Raw genomic sequence first — 24,587 nt, forward strand, 5'->3', positions numbered from 1 at the left:
ACTTTCACAACTGCTCTATTAGCCTGTCCCTGAGGGAAGGATTTACACCTCAACGAAGCCCACTTTCATTAGTGACTTTTTGTCACCTGCGGCAGTTTCCATTCGTTATTCATGACGGCGTCTTTAGGCTGATACATACGGAACAGCAGATAGAAGTTGCCCTCAGGCGCGGGTAACCAGTTTACATTCGGGTCGGTAGGTTTTTTGTGGCTAAGAGAAACTGTAATACTGCCATCAGAACCCTTAACCAGCCCTTCCGTGTCGGTGCCCACTTTGTAGCGATTCAGCTCATTGTTAACCAGCATTTTGGTTTTGGCATCGTACATGGTGATTGACCAGAACGCGTTCACCGGAGGCTCGCCCGGCAGCTTGAGGATGTAGTCATTAGCACCGGTCAGTGGCTGATTCTCGCTGTCGTTATAGCGGATGGGATAGACGGCCTCTTTCTCACCTTGTCCACCGAGGTACGGCCCGGAAACTAACGCACGCAGCGGGTAGTTATAGCCGAAGGAGTCCAGCCCTCGCACGTAACTCCAGCCATTCCGGTCTTCGGAGGTACTGGTTAATGTAGACGCTGCGACATTTGGTGCATCCTCCAGGCCGCGTTTCACGCCATCAATCATCACCTTTGGCACAGGTTCAGGATTAAAGCCGCTGTCCGTCAGACCAATACGACTAAACTGCCCGAATAACCCTTTATCCTCAGGTCTGACCGGGTTCTCTTTCAGCGCAGCGGCTAACAGGCGGAAGAAATCGAGGCCATCATTTTTCAGTTCAGGTAGCGGCGGCAAGGTATCGGAATAAACTTTTCCGCTAAGTGATGCGAGTTTAAATTCATTTTGTAGCTGATGAAGTGGCGCCATGTCTTCGCCCTGTTTGACGCGCAAACGCCCCCACAGCCAGATTTTATTGGTCGAAACATGAAGGACTTTCGCGTCAGCGGGCAGTTCACCTTTCCAGCCCGGTGGGACTAAGACGTATTTCCCGGCCTGCGTGCCGGTGGTTCTTCTGCCGATGTAATGCTCCAGTTCTTGCCACATATCGAACACATCAACCACGTAATAGCGGTCATGTGTATCCGGAACAGTGAGGATATAAGGTTCATCCAGTTTCACGACGGCGCTCATGTAAAGCGTGTCATTGTTGGCGGTAGGCATATCTTTTGCGTCAGGTGTCGCCAGTTCTGTCGCCCAGCCAATCTGGTTAAGAGGCGCGCGGTAACTGGTTGCCGGTTTTGGCGATGGCACGTTGGTGTAATCGCGTACCACTTGTTCCATACGCACAATCGGGTATCCCCAGCTCCAGGCGGAAATAGCCGAGCTATAACCATCAACCTCAAGGCCTTTGTTAACCACATCCGGTGTGCCCTGCAATGTGAGCAAAGGATCATGCCAGGTTTGCGCTTCTGTCTGAGCCAGGGTAACAGAAGAGGCTCCGAGTAATCCGGTCAACAGGATCGCTTTTGCTAAAGGTTTTAGATGAATCATTTGCATTTCCTTTCAGGTAAATTTGTCCGGTTTTCACATAACTCACAGACTGACTAATTCGAAGTCATTCAACATAAATGTTTTATTGTTTAATTCATCAGTGGGGCCATAAAAACGCATTGCGGGTAATGGCCGTTTACCACTGGTCGGGATCCAGTTATTTTCCAGACCCTGAGGGACTTCAGGTCCAACGTAAATATTCACGCTGCCATCCGCTTCTTTTTTCATGTTGTCCAGGTCATAAGAGGACAACGTGGTTCTTTCTGATGGGCTGTAAATAAATGACATGGTGTCACGGTTGTAAACGGTTAATGCCCAGAATTGTTTAACCGGCATTTTTGCAGGGACATTAATTTTATATAACTTACCCGCTTCGAGCAGGCTTCCATTCTTATCCGCCATCGACATAAGATATTGTGTCGCGGGCGAGTCCGTCAGCTCTTTCGGCATATAAGTACACCAGAAATACTCGGCGGCTCTTTCAATAATGTCGGTTTTATCGTCATAGACGAAGGTGAAAGTTTTATTCTTATCGGCCATCAGCAGTGAGGCATAATGCCTTTCCGGCCAGTAAAGCTTCTGTGCAGGGAAATTATCGAACCAGTTTTGCAGATAAAACCATGCATCAATGGCCGCCTGGCGTAATGCTTTTGTGGTCTTCTCATCGGGATTAAAAGACTCACCTTTATGAATGCCCAATGAAGAAAGCATGCCCATCATGATTTTGTCCTGTTCCCTGACAGGCTCAACACTGGCTATTGCGTGCAGGTCTTTGAAATGTCTTTCGTCGTAATAGGGAAGTGTTGGATAGCGTTCGTTGATCGGATCAACAAAGCGCTGCGTGGGTGGCGAACCCGCTTCCGACAAATAGTACATTCGCAGACGTTTAGAATAATGGTAGGCATCCTGCGCAGTTTTACCTTCAACAGGTACCGAGCGGAATGCGAAAGCCACGCGATAGTTAGGCGACGGGATATGGATATAGTCTGGCGGTACCGTCTCTTTATAACCTGGCGGAGTTAACAAAAACTTGCCCCCTTTCCCCTTATCAAGTCCCGCAGGTCCAACGTCCGCAATGGTAAATTGCCAGGCATCAACTATCTGCCCGTACAGGCTACCCTCATCACCCGCAGCGGGCAGTTCCAGAACGACAGGCCCTTTGCGTAAGTCGGTAAAAGCGGTGATGTAAGGGGTGGTGCTGTTCGCGGTAATGGCTTCGAGCTTAGGAGTGGCCGGGGCTGAGTAGGCAATAATGTCATTGTCTTTCAGGCCTAAATTTTCAAATGCTGCGCGGCGAAAACTGTAAATCGCCACCGCAGGCATGTAACACAATACCGCTTCGAAAGCGCGCTGGTACTTGAGTTGATAGTCAAAGTCACTGACCGAACAGGTGGAATTAGCAGGAGGGAGTCCTCCCAGCGTTTCCCCTTTATCTCCAGCGCCCTGCTTTAAGGTTATTTGTAATGAACGGGGATCTGCCAGTGCTGAGGGGGAGTGTTTAAGGACGGCTAAACCGACAGCGGACCCCAAAGCAAATTTATAAAATTCTCTGCGCGTTAAAGCCATGTTATCCCTTACATAAAGATGAGCTAAGATAATTTTATAGTTCAGTGTAGCTGGAACTTTCTATACAGCCTGCTTTGATAAGGCCGCCGCCAAACTCGATGACCATTTTTCTATTCCCGGTGCATCTTCGTTTACAGGATGAGTCTGCCGGAAGGTCTCTAAATGTGAATGGTACGATTATGCGGGGTGGTTACCCGACGACGATAACCGGTCTATTTACTGGTAGTTGTAAATGATAGTTAATCTTTCTAATAATCAATCAACCACTCAATTTATATGGATTTAAATATTCACGCTTTCTTTTGAAATTGATACCAGCAGATTAACGACTCGGTATTTCCGTGCATTTACCCAAACTTTCTTTTCAGGATTAATAGTTTCTCTTCTAAACAAGTCTAAATGTAATAACGAATTTCTCGTCTTGACTATACTCATTTAGTCCCTAAATGAACGGAGTCCCAAAGATGCTTAATAACGTCCCTTTTAAAAGGACAATGATAGCCAGCATGCTTACATTAATGTCTGGCGCCGTGTCCGCTGTTGAAGCCACTCCCGCCACAGCCTCACCCGAAAACGCACCGAAACAAGACGCTTCAAAACCCAACATCGTGGTTATTTTCGGTGATGATATTGGTTACTGGAATATCAGTTCTTATAACCAGGGCATGATGGGTTATAAAACACCGAACATCGACAGTATTGCCAATGAAGGCGCCAAATTCACCTCCTACTATGCAGAACAAAGCTCAACGGCTGGGCGTTCTTCGTTCATTACCGGGCAAATGCCATTCCGTACCGGGATGAGTAAAGTCGGTATGCCAGGTGCACCACAAGGCCTGAGCAAAGAAGATCCCACCATCGCCAACATCCTTAAACAGCTCGGATATGCTACCGGTCAGTTTGGTAAAAACCACCTCGGTGACCGCGACGAATTCCTGCCAACCGCACACGGTTTCGATGAATTTCTCGGCAACCTCTACCACCTGAATGCCGAAGAAGAACCAGAAAATCCGGATTACCCGAAAGATCCTGAATTCCGTAAAGAATTTGGCCCACGTGGCGTCATTAAAAGCTCGGCCGACGGCAAAATTGAAGATACCGGCCCACTGACGGTTAAACGTATGGGCACCGTTGACGAAGAAACACTCGCCGCAAACAACGACTTCATGGAACGTCAGACCAAAGCCGGTAAGCCGTTCTTTACGTGGTTTAACACCACCCGTATGCATAACAAAACTCACCTCAAAGATGCCAGCATCGGCGCGACAGGTCTTGGGACTTACGCTGACGGCATGGTAGAGCATGACAAAATGGTCGGTGAGGTGCTGCAAAAGATTAAAGATTTGGGCATCGAAGATAACACTATCGTTCTCTACACCACCGATAACGGCCCGATGACGGCAACCTGGCCTGATGCGGGTATCACTCCGTTCCGTGGTGAGAAAAACACCGGCTGGGAAGGCGGTTTCCGCGTCCCTGCCATGATCAAATGGCCAGGCCATATCAAACCGGGCAGTCTGGTAAACGACATCTTTGGCAGTAACGACTGGTTCCCAACGCTGGTTGCCGCAGCGGGTGTTCCGGATATCAAAGAGCAATTGCTGAAGGGCTACAAAACCCCATCAATCACCTACAAAGTCCATCTTGATGGCTATAACCAGCTCGACTTCCTGCAAGGCAAAGGCGAAGACCCGCGTAAAGAGTTCTTCTACTGGAGTGATGACGGCGACTTACTGGCAATCCGCTATGGACGCTGGAAAGCGCACTTCATGATTCAGGAACACACGGGTCTGGATCTGTGGCGTTATCCGTTCACCAAACTGCGTGCGCCAATGATCTTCGATCTGGAAGTTGATCCGCTGGAGAAAGCTTCCGACGGTATGGGTTACCAGAGCTGGTTCTACGACCGCATGTTCCTGATGGGCGGCGCGCAGAAATACGTGAAAGAGATGCTGGCAACCTTTAAAGATTACCCACCTCGTCAGAAACCAGGTTCATTCACCGTTTCCGATGCAGCGGCAATGATCGAACAAGGTTCAAACGCGAATAACTAACTCGCGGTGAATCAGGTGGATTAATTAATCCGTAGGGTGGATAAGCGCGAGCGTCATCCACTATTTGCACCCGCAATGGCGGGTGACGCAGGCTTACCCGCCCTACGCAAATCCTCCGTTTTCCAAAAAGAGTTTTCGAAGGGGCAGCTATGAAGTACAGCACCACATTGCCGGTTAAAGCATTACCGTCAGCAGAGAAATACGATGGCACAGGCCCTGAATACAAGCGTCGTTTCCATGTTATGGCGAAGCCGACTGGCTCCACCTGTAATCTCGATTGTTCCTACTGTTTTTACCTGCATAAAGAAGACCTTCTACATCAAGACCGCCACACGGGTATGAGCGACGAAGTGTTGGAAAACTTCATTCGCCAGTACATCGACGGGCAAGATGGCGAACAAGTGGTTTTCTCCTGGCAAGGTGGCGAACCCACATTGATGGGGCTGGAGTTTTTTGAAAAAGTCGTCAAATTCCAGAAGCAGTACCAAAAATCCGGTCAGCGCATCGAAAACGATCTACAAACCAATGGCGTGCTGATAAACGACAAATGGGCTGAATTCCTTAAAGAACACCGTTTTCTGGTGGGACTGTCGATTGACGGCCCACGGGAATTGCATGACCGCTATCGCGTCACACGCAGCGGCAAACCGACTTTCGACTTAGTGATGAAAGGCGTCGAAGCACTCAAAAAATACAAAGTCCCGTTTAACGCCCTCGTCACTGTCAACCGCACCAATGCCCGCTTCCCGCTGGAAGTGTACCGCTTTGTCACCCGTGAGCTGGGAGCAACCTACGTGCAGTTCAACCCGTGCGTAGAGCCAGTTGATTTCAAAGTCACCGCCCCGCAATTCTGGCGTGATGACACCATTCCGATTACCGGCTCACGTCGTGCAAAACCTGGCGACCTCGATTCCATCGTCACCGACTGGTCGGTTGACCCGGACGACTGGGGTACCTTCCTGAAAACGGTATTCGAAGATTGGGTCAATAACGATTTAGGCCGCGTGCAGGTCAACCTGTTCGAGACTGCGGTTGCTCAAACCATGGGCATGCCAGCGCAAATCTGTACCGCATCCGAATTCTGCGGCAAAGGTCTGGCTATCGAGAAAAATGGTGATATCTACTCCTGCGATCACTATGTCTACCCGGAATACCAGATTGGTAATATCGAAAACACCAAACTCGCCCATCTGGCATTTTCCGAACGCCAGAAAGCCTTTGGCATGGGTAAGAAAGATACGCTGCCGGATTACTGCAAGCAGTGTCCCTATCTGAAATTATGCTGGGGCGAATGCCCGAAAAACCGGCTTGTCCGCACCCCCGATGGCGAGCCTGGCCTTAATTATTTGTGTCCTGGCATCAAAACTTTCTTCAATTACGCCGAGCCGATTCTGGTCGGGCTCGCTACGCTTTTGAAACGTGACTTTGCAGGATTGCGCAAATGACAAACAGAGAGAAACTGCTCGAACTAGAGCAGCGGATGAACCAACAAGTATTGGGGCAGGAATCACTGGTGCGCATGCTGATTGTCGCCTTGCTGTGCGACGGACATGTGCTGCTTGAAGGTTTGCCCGGTCTTGCTAAAACCCGTGCCGTGCGTGAGCTTGCTCGCCATGTGGAAGGTGATTTCCGTCGCATTCAGTTCACGCCGGACCTTCTGCCTTCAGATATTACCGGCAGCGAAATTTACCAGCAAAACGCCACACGTGAAGAAGACCAGTTTCGTTTTCGCCCAGGCCCGGTATTCGGCAATATCATTCTTGCCGATGAGATAAACCGCGCCTCGGCGCGTGTGCAATCGGCCCTGCTCGAAGCCATGGAAGAACGCCACGTTACCGTTGCCGGGAAAACCTGGCCATTACCTGGCGTCTTCATGGTGCTGGCGACACAAAACCCGGTCGATCAGGAAGGCACCTGGCCACTGCCAGAAGCCCAGCTTGACCGCTTCCTGATGAAAGTTCTGGTGGACTACCCCTCCAAAGAGAATGAGCAAAAAGTGATGCAACTGGTGCGCTCTGAGCAGCAGGAAAAATACCTGGCAAGCCGCGAAGAGTCTCCGGAAATACCGCCAGAAACCCTGATGCTCTCTCAAGCCGATATCGCCACCTGCTGGCAGGAAATTTCAGCCATTTACGTCGCGCCAACCATTGAAAATTACATTGTTAATCTGGTGGATATGACGCGTCATCCGCAAGGTATCAGCGACACCATCGCCAGTTACATCACCTTTGGCGTGAGTCCGCGCGGTACTCTGGCTCTTGACCGTTGTGGACGTGCCCTGGCATGGCTTGAAGGCCGTGATGCGGTGCTGCCGGAAGATATTCAGCGCGTCGCACCGGCAGTGCTGCGCCACCGCCTGATGTTGAGCTATCAGGCCAATGCCGATAACTGTTCGCCTGATGACGTGATACGGATGCTGCTCGACGCAGTGGTGGCCTGATGGATAGCGCATTGCAGGTGGATCGAAAAACCCTGATGGCGCTGGCAAGCGAAGCCCAGTTGCTGTCGAACCCACCGGGGCAAATCCCACCGGGTGCGCTGGCGGGGGAACGCGTTTCTCGCCAGCAAGGTCGCGGACTTAATTTTGACAGTCTCAGGCGCTATCAACCTGGTGATGACGTGCGTTTGATCGACTGGCAGGCGACCGCTCGTCTGCGAGCGCCGTGGATCCGTTTGTATAACGAAGAGCGTGAACGTCCGGTTTTCCTGATAGTCGACCAACGGCTGGATATGTTTTTTGCGACTCGCGGGCAAACCAAATCAGTGGCGGCAGCAAAAATTGCCGGTCTGCTGGCATGGCGCAGTTGGCACGATGGCGACCGCCTTGGTAGCGCGCTATTCAGCGACACCAAATACAACCTGCAAAAATGTCGTTCTCCCAGGACAAGCCTGCCCGCCGTGCTCGACGACGTGCTGCAATACAATCAGCAATTACCTGAACGTTACCCTGACGAAACGCCCGCAACAGTCACCCTTAGCCATGTACTGCAACACGCAAGCCACCTGATCCCCAGTGGATCGTGGGTGGCAGTGATCAGCGATTTTCACGATTTGGATGCATCAGGCGAGGCATTACTGGCCGCATTGCGGCGGCGGTGCGAAATCAGCGCCTTCATTACTCTCGACGATCTTCATCTGTCACTGCCAGAACAGGGCCATCTTGCTGCCAGCTATCAGGGGCGCGAAGCCGCATTTTCGCTGTCGCCGGGACTTAACAATGACATCCAGCAAAGCATTACGGCGCGGCTTGCGCGCCTGCAGAATCGACTGACAAGTCTTGGCATCCGCGTGAATCAGATAGTGGTCGCGCAGGATCTTATCAAGCAGCTACAAAAGGGAGTCTGAATGCTCGAGAAAGGATTTAGCGTGCCGGAATTACTGCTCCCCGCGCTACCGCAAAGTATCCCCTGGTTCCCACTGCCACCTGGCTGGTTTGTCCTGAGCGGCGTACTGCTTATCGCGCTGATCATCTTCCTGATATTTCGTCTGGCTCGCTGGCGACGCAATCTGTGGCGGCGCCAGGCGCTGGCCTCCCTGCAACAACCCCAAAGCGTCGATAGCTGGCTTGCACTGATAAAACGTATTCTTTTGATGCACCAGCCACGCAAAAGCGTCAGCCAAACCCTTTCCCCGGAACAACTGCTTGAGCAGGTAGAAATCGACGCAGAATTACGCCAGCAACTGAGCCAAAAATATTGCCAGCCGGATAACCAACTTGAGGCGAATCAGAATGCCCGTCTACAAATCCAGTTAACAAACTGGCTGGAGAAACTGCCTTATGTCTGAGTTTCTGAGCCGTCTGGATTTCGCCTGGCCATGGGCCTGGCTGCTGATTTTCCTGCCGTTGTTAGGTCGCTATTTTTTGCCACAAGATCGCGAAGTAACGGAACGTGTTCGCGTACCGTTTTTGCCTGAATTAATTGATGAACTGAAACTTAACAGCCAGCCGGTACGCACCAGCAAACTCGCAAGCCTGATTTTTTGGCTGGTGTGGATCCTGTTAGTCGCCGCCCTTTCGCGCCCGGAATATCTGACACCGCCGCAGCATATTCAAAAGCCGATGCGCGATGTGGTGCTGATTCTGGATGTCTCCGGTTCGATGGGAAAGAACGATGTTCAGGGCGGGATCACGCGCCTGCAGGCCGTTCAGGAGTCGGTGCGAAAGTTCGTGGCTGCACGGAAAACTGACCGCATTGGTCTGGTGATTTTTGCAAGCTCAGCCTGGCCTTTCGCCCCTGTCAGTGAAGATAAACAGGCGCTGCAAACCCGTATAAACCAACTCGCTCCGGGTATGATTGGCCAGCAAACAGCGATTGGTGACGCACTGGGCGTGGGTGTCAAACTGCTCGACAGCACCACCAATAAAGACGCCAGCAAACTGGCAATTTTGCTCACCGATGGCAACGACACCGCTTCGCAATTGTCGCCTGCACTCGCGGCGCAACTGGCAGCGACGCATCACGTCCAGGTGCATACCATCGCATTTGGCGACCTCAACAGCACAGGCGATGACAAAGTGGACCTGCCGCTGATGCAGGATATTGCGCGTATTACTGGGGGCAAATCCTGGACGGCGGCAAACTCAGGTGCATCGCTGGATAGCGTCTGGAAGGAGATCGATGCCATTACGCCTGTACAGGTAAAATCTATCGGCTGGTCGTGGCATATCCCTTTATTCCAGTGGCCGTTATTGCTGGCGCTGGTGGTGTTGATATTGCTCGCGGCCACGCGCTTTGTGCGGGAGAAAACAGCATGAGTGATTTCCATTTTGTTTATCCCTGGCGGCTACTCGGCCTGCTCATTTGCGTGCTTTTATGGTTCATCGCCACTGGAAAGCGCAGTGCCTGGCATCAAATTATGGAGAAACCCTTCGCCAACGCGCTGATAATCGGGCGGCAAAAACGGCTGACTCAGGTTTTGCCCTGGTTATGTGCGCTGGGGGTTTTCGCCCTTGCGGGACCAACGTGGCAGCGCGAATTGCCTGCTGCATTGACACAACAAAGCAATATGATGGTGGTCTTGCAGCAAGATCCGGCGATGTATGCTCAGGATCTGGCGCCCAGCCGTCACCAGCGGATGCAAAGCAAAATCATGAATCTCATGGCGCGCTCAACTGGAACGCATTTTGGGCTGGTGGTGTATAACAGCCACGCCTGGCTCACTACTCCCCTGACCATTGACCCGACCTTCTACTCGCTATTTTTACACGCACAAACCCCCAATCTGTTGCCGGAAGGCGAAGGCTCAGGCCTGAAACAGGCTATTGCTCTGGCACTAAAAAACATGCCAGAAGCGCCAAATATGCCACGTAATATTTTGCTGGTGGCGGACACCATTTCGCCACAAGACGCAACATGGCTTGTCCAGCAGAAAGCGCCGATTCAAATCTGGGTTCCAGGAACCGCACGCGGCGGTACATTGCCCGAAATCTACGCTGAGCGCGGTATTGATACGCGACTTAACGTCGCGCGGTTTAGCAAAATCCGCGACGCCGGCATTCCCGTTACGCTGGTCACCAGTGATGAAAGCGATATATCCGTTATCACCAGCCATATCCAACAATCGGTGAGCGCGCAAAACAACTCGCGCGGCGATTTGCACTGGAAAAATAGCGGTTATTTGCTGGTTATCCCGATGCTGTTATTACTGCTGCTCGGACGGCGGCAGTTAATCTGCTGGCTGGTTGTGCTGGGACCGCTGCTGTATCTGCCCCAAAGCCATGCCGCCTGGCAAGATGCGTGGGTAACACCGGATATGCAGGGGCAAATGGCTTTCAATAAAGGGGAGTATCAAAAAGCGGCTGAACGTTTTCAGGATCCGCTCTGGCAAGGCATCGCCTCTTATCGCGCCGGAGATTTTGCCGCCGCCACCTCAGCATTTCGCCAGGCTCCGCAAACACCTGAAACCTTACTGTGGACGGGTAACAGCTACGCCCAGCAAAAGCAGTGGCAGCAGGCAATTAACTGTTATGACCGCGCCTTAAGTCTGCGCCCGGACTGGGAAATGGCGCAAAAAAATCGCGCTGCCATCGCCAAAATCATTATGGAATTACGCCAGAAAGAGCGCGACCGTCAGGCTGCTCAGGGCAAGGAGCAGGACTACAAACCCGATGAAATTAAACACGATCTGAAGAAAGATCAGGGGGTGAATCAGAAGGATATCGCGCCTGTTGCCAGCAACAGCCCGCAGGTCAATCAGTGGTTTGAAAACCTGGATGTGTCCCCGTCCGGCCTGCTGGAAAACCTCTATCGCGCCAGTACGGAGGAAACGCCATGAAAGCCTTGCTGATGCTGCTTTTACTGCTGGTGTTACCCGCTCGCGCAGCAATGGACATCACCCGCGAACTCGACGCCCCCGAACATGTCGCCCCAGGCCAACCGGTGCGCATTGCCGTTACCTTCTGGACGGATAGCTGGTTCAACCCGCCGCCACAGTGGCCTGATTTTAAAATCGAAAATGGCGCGTTGATGACAACCGCCCTGCCCAACCAGCTGCTCAGTCGCCACAAAGATGGCACCAGCTGGAGCGGTATCCGCCTTGAAAAGCAGGTAATGGCATGGGATCAGGGCGTGCTGCTTTTACCTGCGGTTGAAGTGACGCTGACATCGCCCAATCAACCGCCCGTCACAGTGCAACTGCCGGAGCTGAAAAAAGAGGTGGTCTGGCCAAAAGACGTTGAGCAACCAGACCGCTTCCTGCCCGCCAGCAACTTAACGTTAAGCCAAAAAATCACCCAGTATCACGCAAGCTCAGACGACAAATTACATGCTGGCGATGTGGTTGAGCGCACTGTCACCGTGAAAGCCAATGGCATTGTCGCCACGCAAATTCCACAGTTGCTTTACGCTATTCCAGGTACCGAGACCCAGCGCCTGACCCCTGTGAATTCCTCGCTCAAAACAGGTCGTGGCGAAATTGAAGGAGCACAACGCATTGAGACATTGCGTTATCTGCCGTCGCAAGCGGGAACCATCACTCTGCCAGAGGTCAAATTACGTTGGTGGGATACCGCAAACCAGCAATGGCAAATCGCCCGGTTGGCTGGCAAAACGATACCTGTGGCTGAAGCCCGTGCGGCTGGCGGAGAGGCGGCACTGCGGGGCACCACTGGCGAAGGGAAATGGCAGACGGTGCTGCTCATCGCCACGCTGGCCATAATCGCATTACTTATTTGGTTTACGCGACGCCTGCTGTGGCGCAGTTTTATGTACCTGCACCGTGTCTGGCAGCGCTTCTGGAACCCTGTCCAATTACCCGAACTGACTCCCACCAAAAGGGGTGAACGATGAAACACGCATTACTCTTCAGCGCCATACTATTCGGTACTATTGGCGCAGCGCATGCCGATGACCCACTCTCTACCTGGAATAACACCCCGTCGAAACAGGCCATTGAGCAATGGGTGCAAAATGCCACAAATAAAGATCGTTCGACTTTTATCCCGCCAGAAAAACGCTACGTGGTGTTTGATAACGACGGTACGTTGTGGCCCGAAGCATCGCTGACATTCCAGCTTCAGTTCGCGGTGGATGAAGTGAAGCGCCTGGCACCTGAGCACCCGGAATGGAAAAACGACCCTGTTGTGAGCGCGGTACTCAATGACGATTTAAAAACCGTGGTGGCTTCCGGTGAGAAGGGGCTGATTCAGCTTTTAGAGCTGACTCACAGCAACATCACTACCGGGGAGTTTAACCAGCGTGTCAGCAACTGGGTCGACAGCCATCGTGATAGCCGTTTTGGCTGCCGATATGATCAAATGGGCTACCAGCCGATGCGCCAGTTACTCGAATACCTGCGGGAAAATGGCTTTAAAACGTGGATTGTGTCCGGCGGCGGCATTGATTTTATGCGGGTAGTGGCAGAAAAAATGTATGGCATCCCGCCTGAGCAGGTTATCGGATCATTCTCGCTCAGCGAGTTTTCCCTGACCGACAACGGCACGCAGTTGCGTAAAACCATGAAAGGCGCGTTTAACGACGATGCGGCAGCCAAACCGGTCGCCATTCACCTGTTTATGGGCCAGCGCCCGGTTGCGGCGTTTGGTAACAGCGACGGTGATTTAGCGATGATGCAGTACACCGCGTCAAACCCGGACTATAAGACCTTCGGTTTACTGGTTCACCACACCGATGCGCAGCGTGAATACGCTTATGACAGCCATCCACCGGCGAGTGGAAAACTGGTAGAGGGATTGACGGTTGCAAAGGAAAAAGGCTGGACGGTGGTGGATATGAAGCAGGACTGGAGAACAGTGTTTGATCCGGCATTATGTCATTAGAGTCATTAGTGTCATTGTCTCCAGTTCAAAAGCCCTTAACTCTTAAGCACGGAGTTAAGGGCTTTTAGCAATCAAAACGGATAACCAGAACAGATAACCAGAACAGATAACCAGAACAGATAATCAGAACAGATAATCAGAACTGATAATCAGAACTGATAACTGTAATTGACGCTGGTAAACCACAGATAAGGATTATCGTAATTGCCCGCCAAAACCGCCGGAGACTGGATTTTCGAAGACTGCATATGCAGGTATTCCACTGCAATTCCAATATTGCTGGCCTGGCTCAGTTGATACTGCGCACCGGTGGCAAAACGCCATTCGTCGCCAGTTGGCAGGGTTAAAGCCGCATCACTCTGATCGTTATATACCGTACTATCAAATGCCACGCCGGCATTGAGACGCCACTCTGCCGTTGGACGGTATTGCACACCCAATGCGGTATGCCAGGTATCTTTAAGGCGGCTGGTTTTGTCGAGCGCCTCACCGGCCACGGTAATCTGTGGTGCACCAAACTGGCTCCAGTCCTGCCAGCCAAGATCGCCCATCACAGACCACTGTTTATCGATATCGTGTACCAGGCTTAGCATGATTTGCTGTGGCGCCCGGACTTGCGCACCGATGGGTAAGGTGAAATCGACATTTGGCAGGTTGGGGAACCGCGCCTGAGCATCAATAGTAAAGTCGTAATCGGTTTTGCTGTTCCAGGTTATCCCCGCGCGGGTTTGATCGGTCAGATCCATCAACAAACCGAGACGATAGCTCATCGCCCAGTCGTGGTCTTTTTGCGTTTTATCATCCCCATCAACGTTGCGCGTCAGCGACAAGAAACCATAGTTGGCATTGACCGATCCCCCGATGGAAACACGGTCACTCAGTTTCCAGGCCAGAGACGGGCTCAGAGTCATGGCAACCATGGTGCTCTTTTTGATTAACCGGTCTCCCGCCCAGTCGCCAAAATCTATCCCCAGACCATAGTTTCCATACAGACCAATCCCCGCGTACACCTCATCACTGACTTTTTGGCTATAGAAGCTACTGGCATTAGGGAAAAGATTCATAACATTCCCCGGGCTTTGTCTTGAGTTATCTAACTGATAATTGATATCTCCCCCCATGACCTGTAGACCACCGGTGAACATATGATCCGGTAGACGGGTCATACCCGCCGGATTGGTGACAATGGTAGAAGCATCCTGAGCGCGCGCAGCCTGCCCGGCACCGGCCAGTGCCGTATCTTCTGTACCAATCTCATAAAAATAAAGGCCACTCGCATGAGAAAATGAGGCTAACAGCAGTCCTGAACACGCCACGATGCTCTTTTTCATGTGCCACCTGTTTCTAAAAATAGCCGCTAAAAGGCCTGGGATAAACTGCGGCTCGATGTGAGCCGCAGTGTCATCAGAAGCGAATTTTCATCCCAACGGATGCTGAAATATCAGAGGATACGGACGTGTCCCCACCGTTATCCCAGCTTTTGCCCACCTCGGTATAGGCCTGCACATCAGTGGTTACCGCCCATGTCGTCCCGAGAGCCACTTCGGTTGCCTGGAAGCGTTGGTTGGCGTTGATTTCCGTCGCACCGGCCTGGTTTGCCGTATTGCGATACGTCACGGTGTCCTGGCCGTCAGACAGTTCCTGCCAGTAGTTTGCGCGAACATAAGGCTTAACTTTGCCATAGTCGGTGTCGTAATCGGCAGTCAGACGGACCCCAAGGCGGCCAATCACAGAACCGTCAGCGTCCACCGAAACTTTGGTTTTCGACCGATCGGCAAGTGTGACATCATCAAAATTACTGTACTGATAAATAAGCTGCGCCTGCGGTTCGAGCTGCCAGTTGCTATCGCCTAATTGCCACGGTTTACCGACTTCGACCGACGCCACCACCGAGCTACCGTCCGGACTGTAGGATTCATGACTGCTCATGTTCTTCAAATCGACAGAGTGGTAACCGTACTGCAGGACGTTATCGACGTATAAACCGTCGGTATCAGTCCAGGTGGCATAACCCCCCAGGTATGAGGAGAAGGTCGAGTTGTACGCGGCCCCGCCGCTCATCCCGGTATCGCCATTGATCGAACTGTCGATATCCATAAAGGTGGTGTACAAACCTGCACGCCATTTGTCGTTTTGCCACAGGTCCAATCCCATCTGCATCCCGTTGAAGTTGGAACTGCTTTGCGAGCCGGTAGGATCGTCGTGTTTTTGGTCGACCGATTTGACGATGTAACGTGCCCAGAAACGGTTTTCCTGATCGGCAGCAACATCCGCACGCCAGGGTTGTTCATCGCCCACACGCTGGTGAAGTGTCCCGAGCACCGCTAAATCGGCCTGGCGGATAATCGCGGCCAGCGTATCGAAGCCCGGTACATCAGGACGATAACCGGCGCGTAAGAACCAGTCTTCACCTGCCCCCTGCGCGTTACCGGCAAACAGCTGGTATTGCCACGCGCCGGCGGTAAGCACGCCATCGCCAATGGTAAAGGCATCTTTGGTGGTCTGAGCGGTGGTGGTGGCCCCATTAATGGCTTCAACCACCATAATGCCGTCACCGGTGGTCGGTTCGCCGAGTTGGCTAACATCAATATTCAGGTTCGTCAGGCCAGTAGCGCTGCCGCCATTTATCACCAGACGGTCGGCGACACCCGGACTATGTTGCTGGGCAGCGATGTTCAATGTACCGTTCAGGCCGACGTAATCACCGTTGACCGTCAGGGTTGACCCGACATCACCGCCACGCAAATTAATGGTGCCCTGGTTCACCAGGTTGGCGACCGACTGGCTGTAGCCACCGGTATCCAGTAATGCACCACGGCTCACAATATGGCTGGATGGCTGGCTAAAGCGATTCTCACCGGATGCCAGCAAGGTGCCTTTTTCCACGAGCGTAATTCCGCTCCAGCTATTGTTACCATTGAGAATGGTGGTGCCGCTGCCCTGCTGCCAGACCTGTCCGTTGCCGGAAATATTTCCGTTAAGTGTCAACGTATCGCTGCGGTTAATCGCAAGCGTCGCGTTATCGACAATATTCCCGCCGATGTTGCCCGCCATCCCCCCGTTCCCCAACTGCAATATGCCTTTGCTGATGGTGGTTTGCCCGTTGAATGTGCTGTCTTGCGTGAGCGTTAACGTGCCATCGCCCAGTTTGGTGAAATCGCCATTGCCGGTAACCGCCGTTAACAGCGAAACCGCATGACCGTTGGTATCAATTGCCCCACCGACGCCCGAAAGCGTCACCTGGCGGGCAGTGTCAAACGCCGCGCCATAGCGCAACGTGCCGCCACTCAGGCCAATTCCGGTTCCTGCTGCACCGAGATTATTATCCGCAGAAACTTGCAGTACCCCGCCGCTAACCTGCGTGCCGCCCTGATATTGGTTATTGCCGTTCAGAATCAAGGTACCGAGGTCGGCTTTATTAATTCCGCCTTCACCGTCAATAACCGAGTTAATAGTGGCGGTATAACCCGCACTCGGTGCCGTACCATCACCGACGCGAATAATCGTATTCGCGGTATGGGTGGTGAGATTATTCCCGCCGATAACATAACCGTCAGTGGCAAACTGCGCGCCACTAATCGCCACTTCACCGAGGCTGGTGTCAATAGTGACATTACCGGCGCTACCGCCAAATACGGCAAAGGAACCATTGCTGAACGGTGTATTAAAGCGCCCTTCAGGATCGGTGACATCCGTGGTCCAGTTGTCATTGCCGCTGCTGTTTTGCCAGATACCGTTGCCGCCATCGATCTGGTCGTTATTTTTCAACGCCCCGCCCGTACCGCCGAAACCGTCCCAGAAGCGCATGACATAACCGCTGCGGTTAACCAGGTTCACCTGGCCTGCGATAGAGGTCTGAACGTAGAGATCGTCTGCCGCCGCAGGCGCGGTGCCAATGTCGAGAATGTTGTTGGTTAACGCACCGGAGTAATTAAAGACGCGATAGATCCCGACATCAAAACTGCCGCCCGGTGTCTGGGTGATATTCAGTTTGCCGTTAAGATTGAGGTCGCCATTAATGTTGATAAGATCGTTAAGCGTGCCGCCGACGGTGTAGGGCTGGCCAAACTGGAAATCGACTTGCGAATCCTGATTGAGGGTTAGCGCGCCCATCGTCAGCACGCCCACACTTGACAGCTCCTGCCCAGCCGCCAGATGCCCGCCGTTGTCTATCACCACGCTGCCACCGAGTTGGCCCGCACCGCCAAGCGTTGCACCGCTATTGACCGTGGTTTGCCCGGTTGCCGCCACCTGATTACCGTTAATCAGTATCACGCCTTGCTGAGCTTCGGTGGTTCCGGTCCAGGTGTTGGCTGCAGTGAGGTTTAGCGTCCCGCTTCCGGTTTTCACCAGATTTCCGTTACCGCTGATAATGCCGCTGATGGCGTCGTTGCGCCCTAAGGCGCCTTCAACCAGAGTGGCCGCACCCAGCATCACGTTACCCACACCTGATAAGGAACCTATCGAGGTGCCCGACAGTGCAGAACTGATATCCACCAGGCCGCCCACAAGGTTGGAAATCACCGCGCCCGCACCCTGCGCGTTGTCAGCAAAGGTCACACGTCCGCTGTTATTGACCGTCGATGAACCCGCATCGGCACTGCCATTGAGCGCAAGCAGGGAGCTGGCATCAACGGACACATTCGCATTATCACCCTGGCTCGCATCGCTGAAAGTGGCGTTAGCGCCGTTAGTCAGATTGATCGTGCTTTGCCCGGCTCCGGCGTTGTCGTGGAACGCCAGTGATGCGTTGTCGACGGCAAAGGTGTGCGTTTCACCCGAGGCTGCGTTATTGAGGTTTAACAGCGCCAGAGAGCTTAACGAAACCAGGCTATCTGCCGTACCAAATGCCCCACTGGTATTCGCATTGACCGTCAGTTGCCCGGTACCATTTTTGCCGATAATCGTGGTGTCGCCCTGATAGGTATTCGCCGTGCCCAACTCAAGCACGCCATTATTGGTGCCCGTGGAGCTGTCTTTAATCGTCAGCGGACCATCACCGCCAATCACGCCTGTTGGGGTAAAGGTATGGCCGAATACATCCAGCGCACCGCCCGCAACGCCATCGACAAAGAACAAGCGTGACGTTGTGAGATCGGCCCCGGCCTGGAAGGTGGCGCCATTTTTCAACAACACTGAGTTACTGGTCGCACCAAGCGCGTTGTCGTTGGTGATATTCAGCGTGCCGTTCCAGACTTCCACGCCACCGGTAAACACATTATTGCCGGTTAAAATCAGGCGACCCGGATCGGTTTTCAGCAAACGGATATTGCCAGCGGACAGATCGTTCTGCACCAGGTTGACGTTGATAAGCGTTGTGATATCGGCTCCCGCCGCCCCATTCCCCACACGAATCGCAAAATAGCTGTCGGCATGAGTCGCCCCTTGCGCTTCGTAGCTGTTATCCGGCGGGAAATTACCCGGCGGGTTAGTTGCATCAAAGAACAGTTGCGAGTCCGGGCGCGCAGGATCGGCATTCAGGATGTAGCCATTACTGGCGAACTGCATCCCGGAAGTGAGCACATCGCCAAACGCATTGCTCACGCGCACAATGTCCCCTTGCCCCTGGAAGACGGCAAAAGCATCCTGCGACCAGGGTGCATTACCGACCCCATCGACTTGCGTCCAGTTGTTGCTGACGCCTGAAATCAGGCTGGTCCAGTAACCGAAGCCACCGTCAACCCGGCCATTGCCTGTCGTACCATCCCCGTGGTTACCTGGGATCACATCAAGGTCGCCATCCCAGAACTGCAACTGATTTGTCGGGTCAATAAAGTTGAGCGCGAGGTTAACTTGCTTGTCGATGTTGGTCTGGATTGCGTAGTTATTGGCGTCGTTGGGTGGCAGCGACGCGATATCCATAGTGTTGTCGGTGAGCGAACCGCCATAGTTAAACAGGCGATACACACCCGGCAGGAAGGCTCCGCCTGCGGTCAGCGCCACATTGAGTGAACCATCAAGTGTTAAGTCACCTTTTACATCTACCAGGTCATTGAGTGAGCCACCCGGTGTATAGACTTCACCCAACTGGAACTGGCTGTTGGTGTCGCTGGCCAGTGTCAGGTCGCCCTGAACGGTCAGCGTCCCGGTGCCATTGCCACGGCTGTCATCACCCGGGCGCAATGTGGTCCCACTCTCGAACAGCACATCACCGCCGAGGGTGCCGTAACCGCCAAGCGTAGTGCCGCTCCTGACGGTGGTCAGCCCTGTGCCACTCTGCACACCGTTTACTAGCAAGGTACCCTGTTCAACCGTGGTGGTTCCTGCATAGCTGTTATTGCCACCGAGTCGAGTGACGCCGCTACCAGTCTGGCGGAACGCACCACTTCCTGAAATAACACCATTGAGCGCCACTGCATCAGAGTGGTTAACCGTCAGGATGCCGTTATCAGTAATGTTGGTTTGTTCGGATAGTTTGCCGGTGGTATTACCATCGCCGAGAGTCAGCTCCGATCCTGCACCTATCAACGTATTTCCGGTGTAGGTGTTATCTCCCAGCAGAATAGTATTACCGCTGTTAATGCGCTCCATGCCTCCCGTGCCACTGATAACACCGCTGTAGATTTGGTCAGCCGCACCATCGAATGACAGCAAGCTTGTGGCACCCGAGGTGGCGACGTTGTAATTGTGGATGGTGGCCTCGCCCGCAACCGGGGCACTGTCGCCGCTGCGCAGCGTCGCACCATTATTGATATTGATGGTTTGTACGCCGGAGAGCGTTAAATTATCTACTACCCGTGCGTCAGTCGGAACGCCATTTAAGCTATCTAAGGTCAGCGTGCTCCAGCCCGACCCAATATTGGTGCCTTTCGCCAGGTCGTCCGCGCTAAAGGATCCCAGTAATGCAGGCGCTGCCCCCTCATTCGTACCATTAAGAGTCAACGTATTATTGGTGCCGCCTTCACTGAGAATATGCGTCACGTCCGCCATCGACACGTTACCCAGCGTGGCACTGTCATTGCCGTCAGCACCCGTGAATGTCACTCCACCCGTGTAATCACCCGCCGTCCAGCTGAACTGGTCGTTGCCACTACCCAGCGTGATTTCCCCACGGGTCGTGGCCCCCGGACCATTTAACGACACCACGTCATTGCCGGTACCGGTCAGAATCGCCTGTGCGGTGGTATTTGCCGCCAGCAATGTGCCGCTGTTAATGACGGTGGTATTTCCTGCGCCTGAGGCATTAATCACTGGCGCACCCGCTCCGAGGCTTGTGATCACGCCCGAGTTGGTAATCGTACGACTACTACCACTCAGACCATCGGTTGCGACAATCGCTGAACCCGCACCGGCGTCCATGTTGATAGTCGCAGCCGAACTCACATTGTTGGAGGTTCTTGCCAGAATACCGACGCTACCTGCCCCGGTGCCATTGATGGTGTAGCCGTTACCAATGGTGAGAGAGCCCGTAGTCACCGAACCATCGGCCTGCATAAATGCAAAGCCTTCACCATTGCCGGAAACATTCAGGGTGTTGTTCGTCCCCTGCGCGCTAAAGGTGACGGCGGTGCGAATCGCAGGGCCATCGGAGGCGTTAATCGTGACGTTACTAAGATTGATGTTGGAGGTATCGGCGTTGTTATTAATCCCCGCGCCGCTGTCGGAAATGTCGATAACCGTATCCGAGGAGCTAAAGGAAGTGGCACCGGCATCCATTCTTACGCCATCGGCTCCACCAGAGGCCGTAATCTGGTTGCCTGTGCCGTTAACCGTTAAATTCGCGCCTGCTCCAATAAGCTGAACTGCCGCCAAACCGCCTGAAGCATTGACTGTGCCGAGGCGGTTAACCACCGCATTTGCTCCCCCTACACGAACGCCGACGTTGCCGCTATTCGCGGCACCGCTGACGCTAATAATGCCGTTATTCGTCAGCACGCCATTATTTTGAATATCGACACCAATATTATTGGTGCCAGAAACATTCACCGGTGCTGCGACCGTTGCGCTACCGTTGTCATGCAGAATGATCCCGGTACTGTTGGTGCCATTTAATGTTATCCCTGGGCCGCTGAGATTGAGCACCCCGGCATGAGCCACGTTATAGCCAACAATGCCACTTTGCCCTGGGCTGCTGGTAATCGAGGCACTGGATGTCACGTCTGTCTGCACTTCTTCGGGATCAATGGAGCCGTCAATATTGTAATCACGTCCGTCAATCAGGACCGCAGTGGTGTTGTCATGCTGCAGGACAATCCCGCCGTCATTAATATTACCGACTGCCCCGCCAGTCACTTTTACCCCAACCGCTTTCTCGCCATTGACAAATATTTGTGCGGTGCCGGTGGTGAGAGAGGTTTTGGTTCCGCTGACCTCATCAATGCCGTTGGCAATAATCCCGGTTCCGTTGTTACCCGATACCGTCAGTTGATATCCCGCCGCCACACCGGTATTACCGGCAAAAGTGGCCCCGTGATCCACGGCAAACAGAATAGAATCGGCCTGGCCGTTATCATTGATAATGGCATTACCCAGATTTATCTGTGCCTCATTACCCCAGGCGTAATAACCCATCTGTTTTACGTTTTCGAATGAGAGCGTCGAAGCGGCATCAATATCGATGCGCGCATCACCACGCGCATGTACGCCAATCGCCCCGGCGGATAACAAACGAATGGTGGAGTTCAGATTAACCTGTGCATGCTGGGTATTGAGTCCTTCCGCATATACGGCGTAGTTACGATAGGTGTAGGGTTGGCCATCGCTGCCACCAGTATCCCCCGCGGTCCCGACCGTAATCGCACTTCCTGTTGTGGTGGTAACTTCCGCTCCCGCATCTTGTGCCAGCACGTTGATGGCGATGTTATTATCACCGTCCACCTTGATGAGGCCGCTGTGCGTCACGGTGCCGACATTGTCAACTGCGTTCAAACCATAGTTAGCAGCGGCTGAACCGTCAGTCAGCTTACCTAACACATTGATTGTGCCGGAGTTGGTCACCGCTCCTGACGCCCCTTCGATGGAGATCCCGGCAGCATTACGGGTATTTTCCGCAATGGTTATCGTACCGGTGTTGTTCACCGCGCCGGTGCTTTGCGTGCGAATCCCCGCCGACAGATCGCCACCGGTCATCGGAACCGGTGTTGGCGCGGTGGAATTTAAGACAGGGTTGACGCCAAGGTAGATATTACCGGCGTTATTGAATGTGGCGCTTTGATCAAGCCAGACGCCGTAACCGCCTGCTTTGCCGAACTGATTATTACTGTTGCCAACCAGTGCGATGGTACCTGCTAACGTATTCGAAACCGTGGTGGTGCCTGACGCGCGAATGCCCACGGCATCGTTGGTGGTGGAGTCAGTCATCGCCGCATTGATATGGCCGTTGTTGGTCAGCATACTGTTACCGCTGCCCTGCATACCTGTGCTGCCAGCATTAGAAACGTTCTGGTTGCTGCCATCCTTTTCAATAAACAGACCCGCGTTGAGGGTGCCATTGTTGATGGCCGTGGCGTCTGTCGTCAGCATACCAACCGAGTCTGGGCTACTACCGCTGCTGCGCCAGGCGTTGATCGCCCCGTCGTTAGTGATGATGGCACCGTTATCCGCGCGCATCACCGCCGATGCCCCGTCAACTGCCAGGCTCCCGTCGCTGGTGACCAAACCAGACGCATTCGCACCTGTGGCATAGATAACGTTTAAATCCCCGGTTGAAACCGTGGCGTTGTTGTTGTGTACGCCTTTGTCATCCCAGACATGATACGTCAGGTTGATACTGGTGTTTTCCTCCTGTGCCAACATGCCGCTAATAATCGCGTCGTAGGTATTTTGCGCTTCAACAGACGAGTCAATCACCTCGCCATTGACTGTTGCACCCGCCGTCAGCCAGTACTGGATCTGCGGTTTTCCAGCATAAGCCCCCTGGCCTGTCAGGAAATCATTAACATCTGCAATGTCAGTGGAAGAATGAATAACGAAGTCTTTATTCCCCAGTAGCAGAGCCTTATTTCCGACCTGCTCGTAGTGTGGCAGCGTGATGGTGAAATCGTATTTCGCACTTTGTGCTTCAAGATTTTGGGTATCAGATGAGAGCACGATCGCCGGACGGAAATGGATATAGTTATCGGAACGCCATTCGGTACGGCTGGTCACACTCCCGCTGCCGTCCGCTTTTGCCAGCACAGAGTTTTTAGTCAACAGGTCAATGGTATTTGCAGCTGCCGCAATCGGAGCATTCGCATCGCTTGAACCCACATTGATACTGGCCTGCCCGCCGGTTGACGCCACCGACGCGATACCGAAATTATTAAAGATACGAATCGAGTTTGGGTCGTAAACCGGCAACAACATGTCGCTGACTGCCGTGTCATCGGCAGCAATAAACGTCGAGGAATCATAAATGCTGATGACCTGATAACTGCCGTCGAGACCTGGTACTTCGACGTTCAGTTCCTGGCTTTCCTGAGGTCTGGCCGGAGAAGGCGAATACGTGTACTGATCAATGTTTGCCGCTGTGATTGGCGTAGCCGCCCCGGCTGAGTCGGTGGCTTCGATAGTGATGATACGATTTGGGTCGGTCCCCGTACCGGTTCCACCGGGGTCAGGCAGCGCATTCAGTACCGTGACACCTGTACTGCTGCCGTTTGTCCCCGTGGCAATGTTGGGTATCGCGCCAATAATATTCAGTTCGGTGCCTGGGGCGTAATGATTTGCCAGTGGCTGTCCATCAATGGTAAACGCGTAGCCCGTCTCTTTTACTACATCGTAAACCGGTAGAAACAGGTAGTTTGGATAAGCCGCGCTCCACGTCACATCTACCGCGCTGGCCGTCGGGCCATAAACACCGGCGACAATCAGCGCAGTAGTGACTAATTTTCGGCCTCCACGTCCGGTCTTCGATCCTTTTTTCCCTGTACGGGATGTTTCTGCAACAGCAATAAAACTGTTCGCCACATGGCTCCATACCAAACGATAAATATTATTCATAAGTCATCTCTGCAAGGCCACATAAGGAAGTAGCGCGTTGACACAAATAAACAACAAGAAACACTTGTCGAAACACTTTGAGTAACATTAGTACATGGTTGGGTTTTGAGATGGCGGATGAGTAGAAAAGTCTTATTTAACGGATGCTTTTAGACATTGTGCAGGCTCCGTCAAGAAACTGATAACCTGCCCTCAATTTGTTTATGCAAATGGATATCAGGATACCTGAAGAGCTGATTGTTAGTCTGAATGGGAAGGTGTTACTGGAAGACTGGCAAGCTA

13 protein-coding genes are annotated in these 24,587 nt (G+C 52.9%); 9 read left to right on the plus strand and 4 right to left on the minus strand.

The window, feature by feature from the left end:
* Window positions 1-68 precede the first annotated feature (68 nt).
* Both WBL83_RS11630 and WBL83_RS11635 read right to left on the minus strand, forming a co-directional pair.
* The gene (locus WBL83_RS11630) at window positions 69-1,487 is read right to left on the minus strand and encodes a DUF1254 domain-containing protein (protein WP_424589288.1); all 1,419 of its coding nucleotides are present in this window, start codon (window positions 1,485-1,487) and stop codon (window positions 69-71) included.
* Window positions 1,488-1,529: 42 nt separating this feature from the next.
* Window positions 1,530-3,053 carry a DUF1254 domain-containing protein gene (locus WBL83_RS11635; protein ID WP_424589289.1) on the minus strand — a complete coding sequence of 508 codons (1,524 nt, stop codon included), beginning with the start codon at window positions 3,051-3,053 and terminating at the stop codon, window positions 1,530-1,532.
* A 464-nt stretch (window positions 3,054-3,517) separates the two neighbouring features.
* Between WBL83_RS11635 and WBL83_RS11640 the strand changes: the two genes are divergently transcribed.
* From WBL83_RS11640 to WBL83_RS11680, 9 genes are all read left to right on the plus strand, one after another.
* Entirely contained in the window at window positions 3,518-5,107 is a 1,590-nt protein-coding gene (locus WBL83_RS11640; protein ID WP_064556227.1) for an arylsulfatase, read from the plus strand.
* A gap of 149 nt (window positions 5,108-5,256) precedes the next feature.
* Entirely contained in the window at window positions 5,257-6,552 is a 1,296-nt protein-coding gene (locus tag WBL83_RS11645) for an anaerobic sulfatase maturase (protein WP_424589290.1), read from the plus strand.
* Window positions 6,549-7,547 (plus strand): AAA family ATPase, encoded by a 999-nt coding sequence (locus WBL83_RS11650; RefSeq protein ID WP_424589291.1) that lies wholly within the window; start codon window positions 6,549-6,551, stop codon window positions 7,545-7,547. The genes WBL83_RS11645 and WBL83_RS11650 overlap by 4 nt, the downstream gene beginning before the upstream one ends.
* Window positions 7,547-8,452 carry a DUF58 domain-containing protein gene (locus tag WBL83_RS11655; RefSeq protein WP_424589292.1) on the plus strand — a complete coding sequence of 302 codons (906 nt, stop codon included), beginning with the start codon at window positions 7,547-7,549 and terminating at the stop codon, window positions 8,450-8,452. The genes WBL83_RS11650 and WBL83_RS11655 overlap by 1 nt, the downstream gene beginning before the upstream one ends.
* On the plus strand, window positions 8,453-8,893 hold the full coding sequence (locus tag WBL83_RS11660; RefSeq protein WP_424589293.1) for a DUF4381 family protein: 441 nt from the start codon (window positions 8,453-8,455) through the stop codon (window positions 8,891-8,893).
* Window positions 8,886-9,863, plus strand: coding sequence for a VWA domain-containing protein (locus tag WBL83_RS11665; RefSeq protein WP_424589294.1), 978 nt, complete (start codon window positions 8,886-8,888; stop codon window positions 9,861-9,863). The genes WBL83_RS11660 and WBL83_RS11665 overlap by 8 nt, the downstream gene beginning before the upstream one ends.
* Window positions 9,860-11,383, plus strand: a complete 1,524-nt coding sequence (locus WBL83_RS11670) for a vWA domain-containing protein (protein WP_424589295.1) — start codon at window positions 9,860-9,862, stop codon at window positions 11,381-11,383. The genes WBL83_RS11665 and WBL83_RS11670 overlap by 4 nt, the downstream gene beginning before the upstream one ends.
* Window positions 11,380-12,396, plus strand: coding sequence for an oxygen tolerance domain protein (locus tag WBL83_RS11675; RefSeq protein ID WP_424589296.1), 1,017 nt, complete (start codon window positions 11,380-11,382; stop codon window positions 12,394-12,396). Before WBL83_RS11670 ends, WBL83_RS11675 begins: the two co-directional genes overlap by 4 nt.
* Entirely contained in the window at window positions 12,393-13,385 is a 993-nt protein-coding gene (locus WBL83_RS11680; RefSeq protein WP_424589297.1) for an HAD family hydrolase, read from the plus strand. Before WBL83_RS11675 ends, WBL83_RS11680 begins: the two co-directional genes overlap by 4 nt.
* 149 nt (window positions 13,386-13,534) lie before the next feature.
* On the opposite strand, the gene WBL83_RS11685 is transcribed toward WBL83_RS11680, so the two are convergent.
* Window positions 13,535-14,716: an OmpP1/FadL family transporter gene (locus tag WBL83_RS11685; protein ID WP_424589298.1), complete on the minus strand. Its 1,182-nt coding sequence runs from the start codon at window positions 14,714-14,716 to the stop codon at window positions 13,535-13,537.
* 73 nt (window positions 14,717-14,789) lie between these two features.
* On the minus strand, window positions 14,790-24,305 hold the full coding sequence (locus tag WBL83_RS11690; RefSeq protein ID WP_424589299.1) for an autotransporter outer membrane beta-barrel domain-containing protein: 9,516 nt from the start codon (window positions 24,303-24,305) through the stop codon (window positions 14,790-14,792).
* Window positions 24,306-24,587 lie beyond the last annotated feature (282 nt).

The organism is Buttiauxella sp. (assembly GCF_049686335.1).
In the GTDB taxonomy this organism is placed as follows: Bacteria; Pseudomonadota; Gammaproteobacteria; order Enterobacterales; family Enterobacteriaceae; genus Buttiauxella.

Bases quoted from the DNA above. Each gene is read 5' to 3' on its own strand.
- WBL83_RS11665 (WP_424589294.1), top strand. From the start codon at position 8,886: ATGTCTGAGTTTCTGAGCCGTCTGGATTTCGCCTGGCCATGGGCCTGG.
- WBL83_RS11650 (WP_424589291.1), top strand. From the start codon at position 6,549: ATGACAAACAGAGAGAAACTGCTCGAACTAGAGCAGCGGATGAACCAA.
- WBL83_RS11680 (WP_424589297.1), top strand. From the start codon at position 12,393: ATGAAACACGCATTACTCTTCAGCGCCATACTATTCGGTACTATTGGC.
- WBL83_RS11690 (WP_424589299.1), bottom strand. From the start codon at position 24,305: ATGAATAATATTTATCGTTTGGTATGGAGCCATGTGGCGAACAGTTTT.
- WBL83_RS11635 (WP_424589289.1), bottom strand. From the start codon at position 3,053: ATGGCTTTAACGCGCAGAGAATTTTATAAATTTGCTTTGGGGTCCGCT.
- WBL83_RS11660 (WP_424589293.1), top strand. From the start codon at position 8,453: ATGCTCGAGAAAGGATTTAGCGTGCCGGAATTACTGCTCCCCGCGCTA.
- WBL83_RS11645 (WP_424589290.1), top strand. From the start codon at position 5,257: ATGAAGTACAGCACCACATTGCCGGTTAAAGCATTACCGTCAGCAGAG.
- WBL83_RS11670 (WP_424589295.1), top strand. From the start codon at position 9,860: ATGAGTGATTTCCATTTTGTTTATCCCTGGCGGCTACTCGGCCTGCTC.
- WBL83_RS11685 (WP_424589298.1), bottom strand. From the start codon at position 14,716: ATGAAAAAGAGCATCGTGGCGTGTTCAGGACTGCTGTTAGCCTCATTT.
- WBL83_RS11630 (WP_424589288.1), bottom strand. From the start codon at position 1,487: ATGATTCATCTAAAACCTTTAGCAAAAGCGATCCTGTTGACCGGATTA.
- WBL83_RS11640 (WP_064556227.1), top strand. From the start codon at position 3,518: ATGCTTAATAACGTCCCTTTTAAAAGGACAATGATAGCCAGCATGCTT.
- WBL83_RS11675 (WP_424589296.1), top strand. From the start codon at position 11,380: ATGAAAGCCTTGCTGATGCTGCTTTTACTGCTGGTGTTACCCGCTCGC.
- WBL83_RS11655 (WP_424589292.1), top strand. From the start codon at position 7,547: ATGGATAGCGCATTGCAGGTGGATCGAAAAACCCTGATGGCGCTGGCA.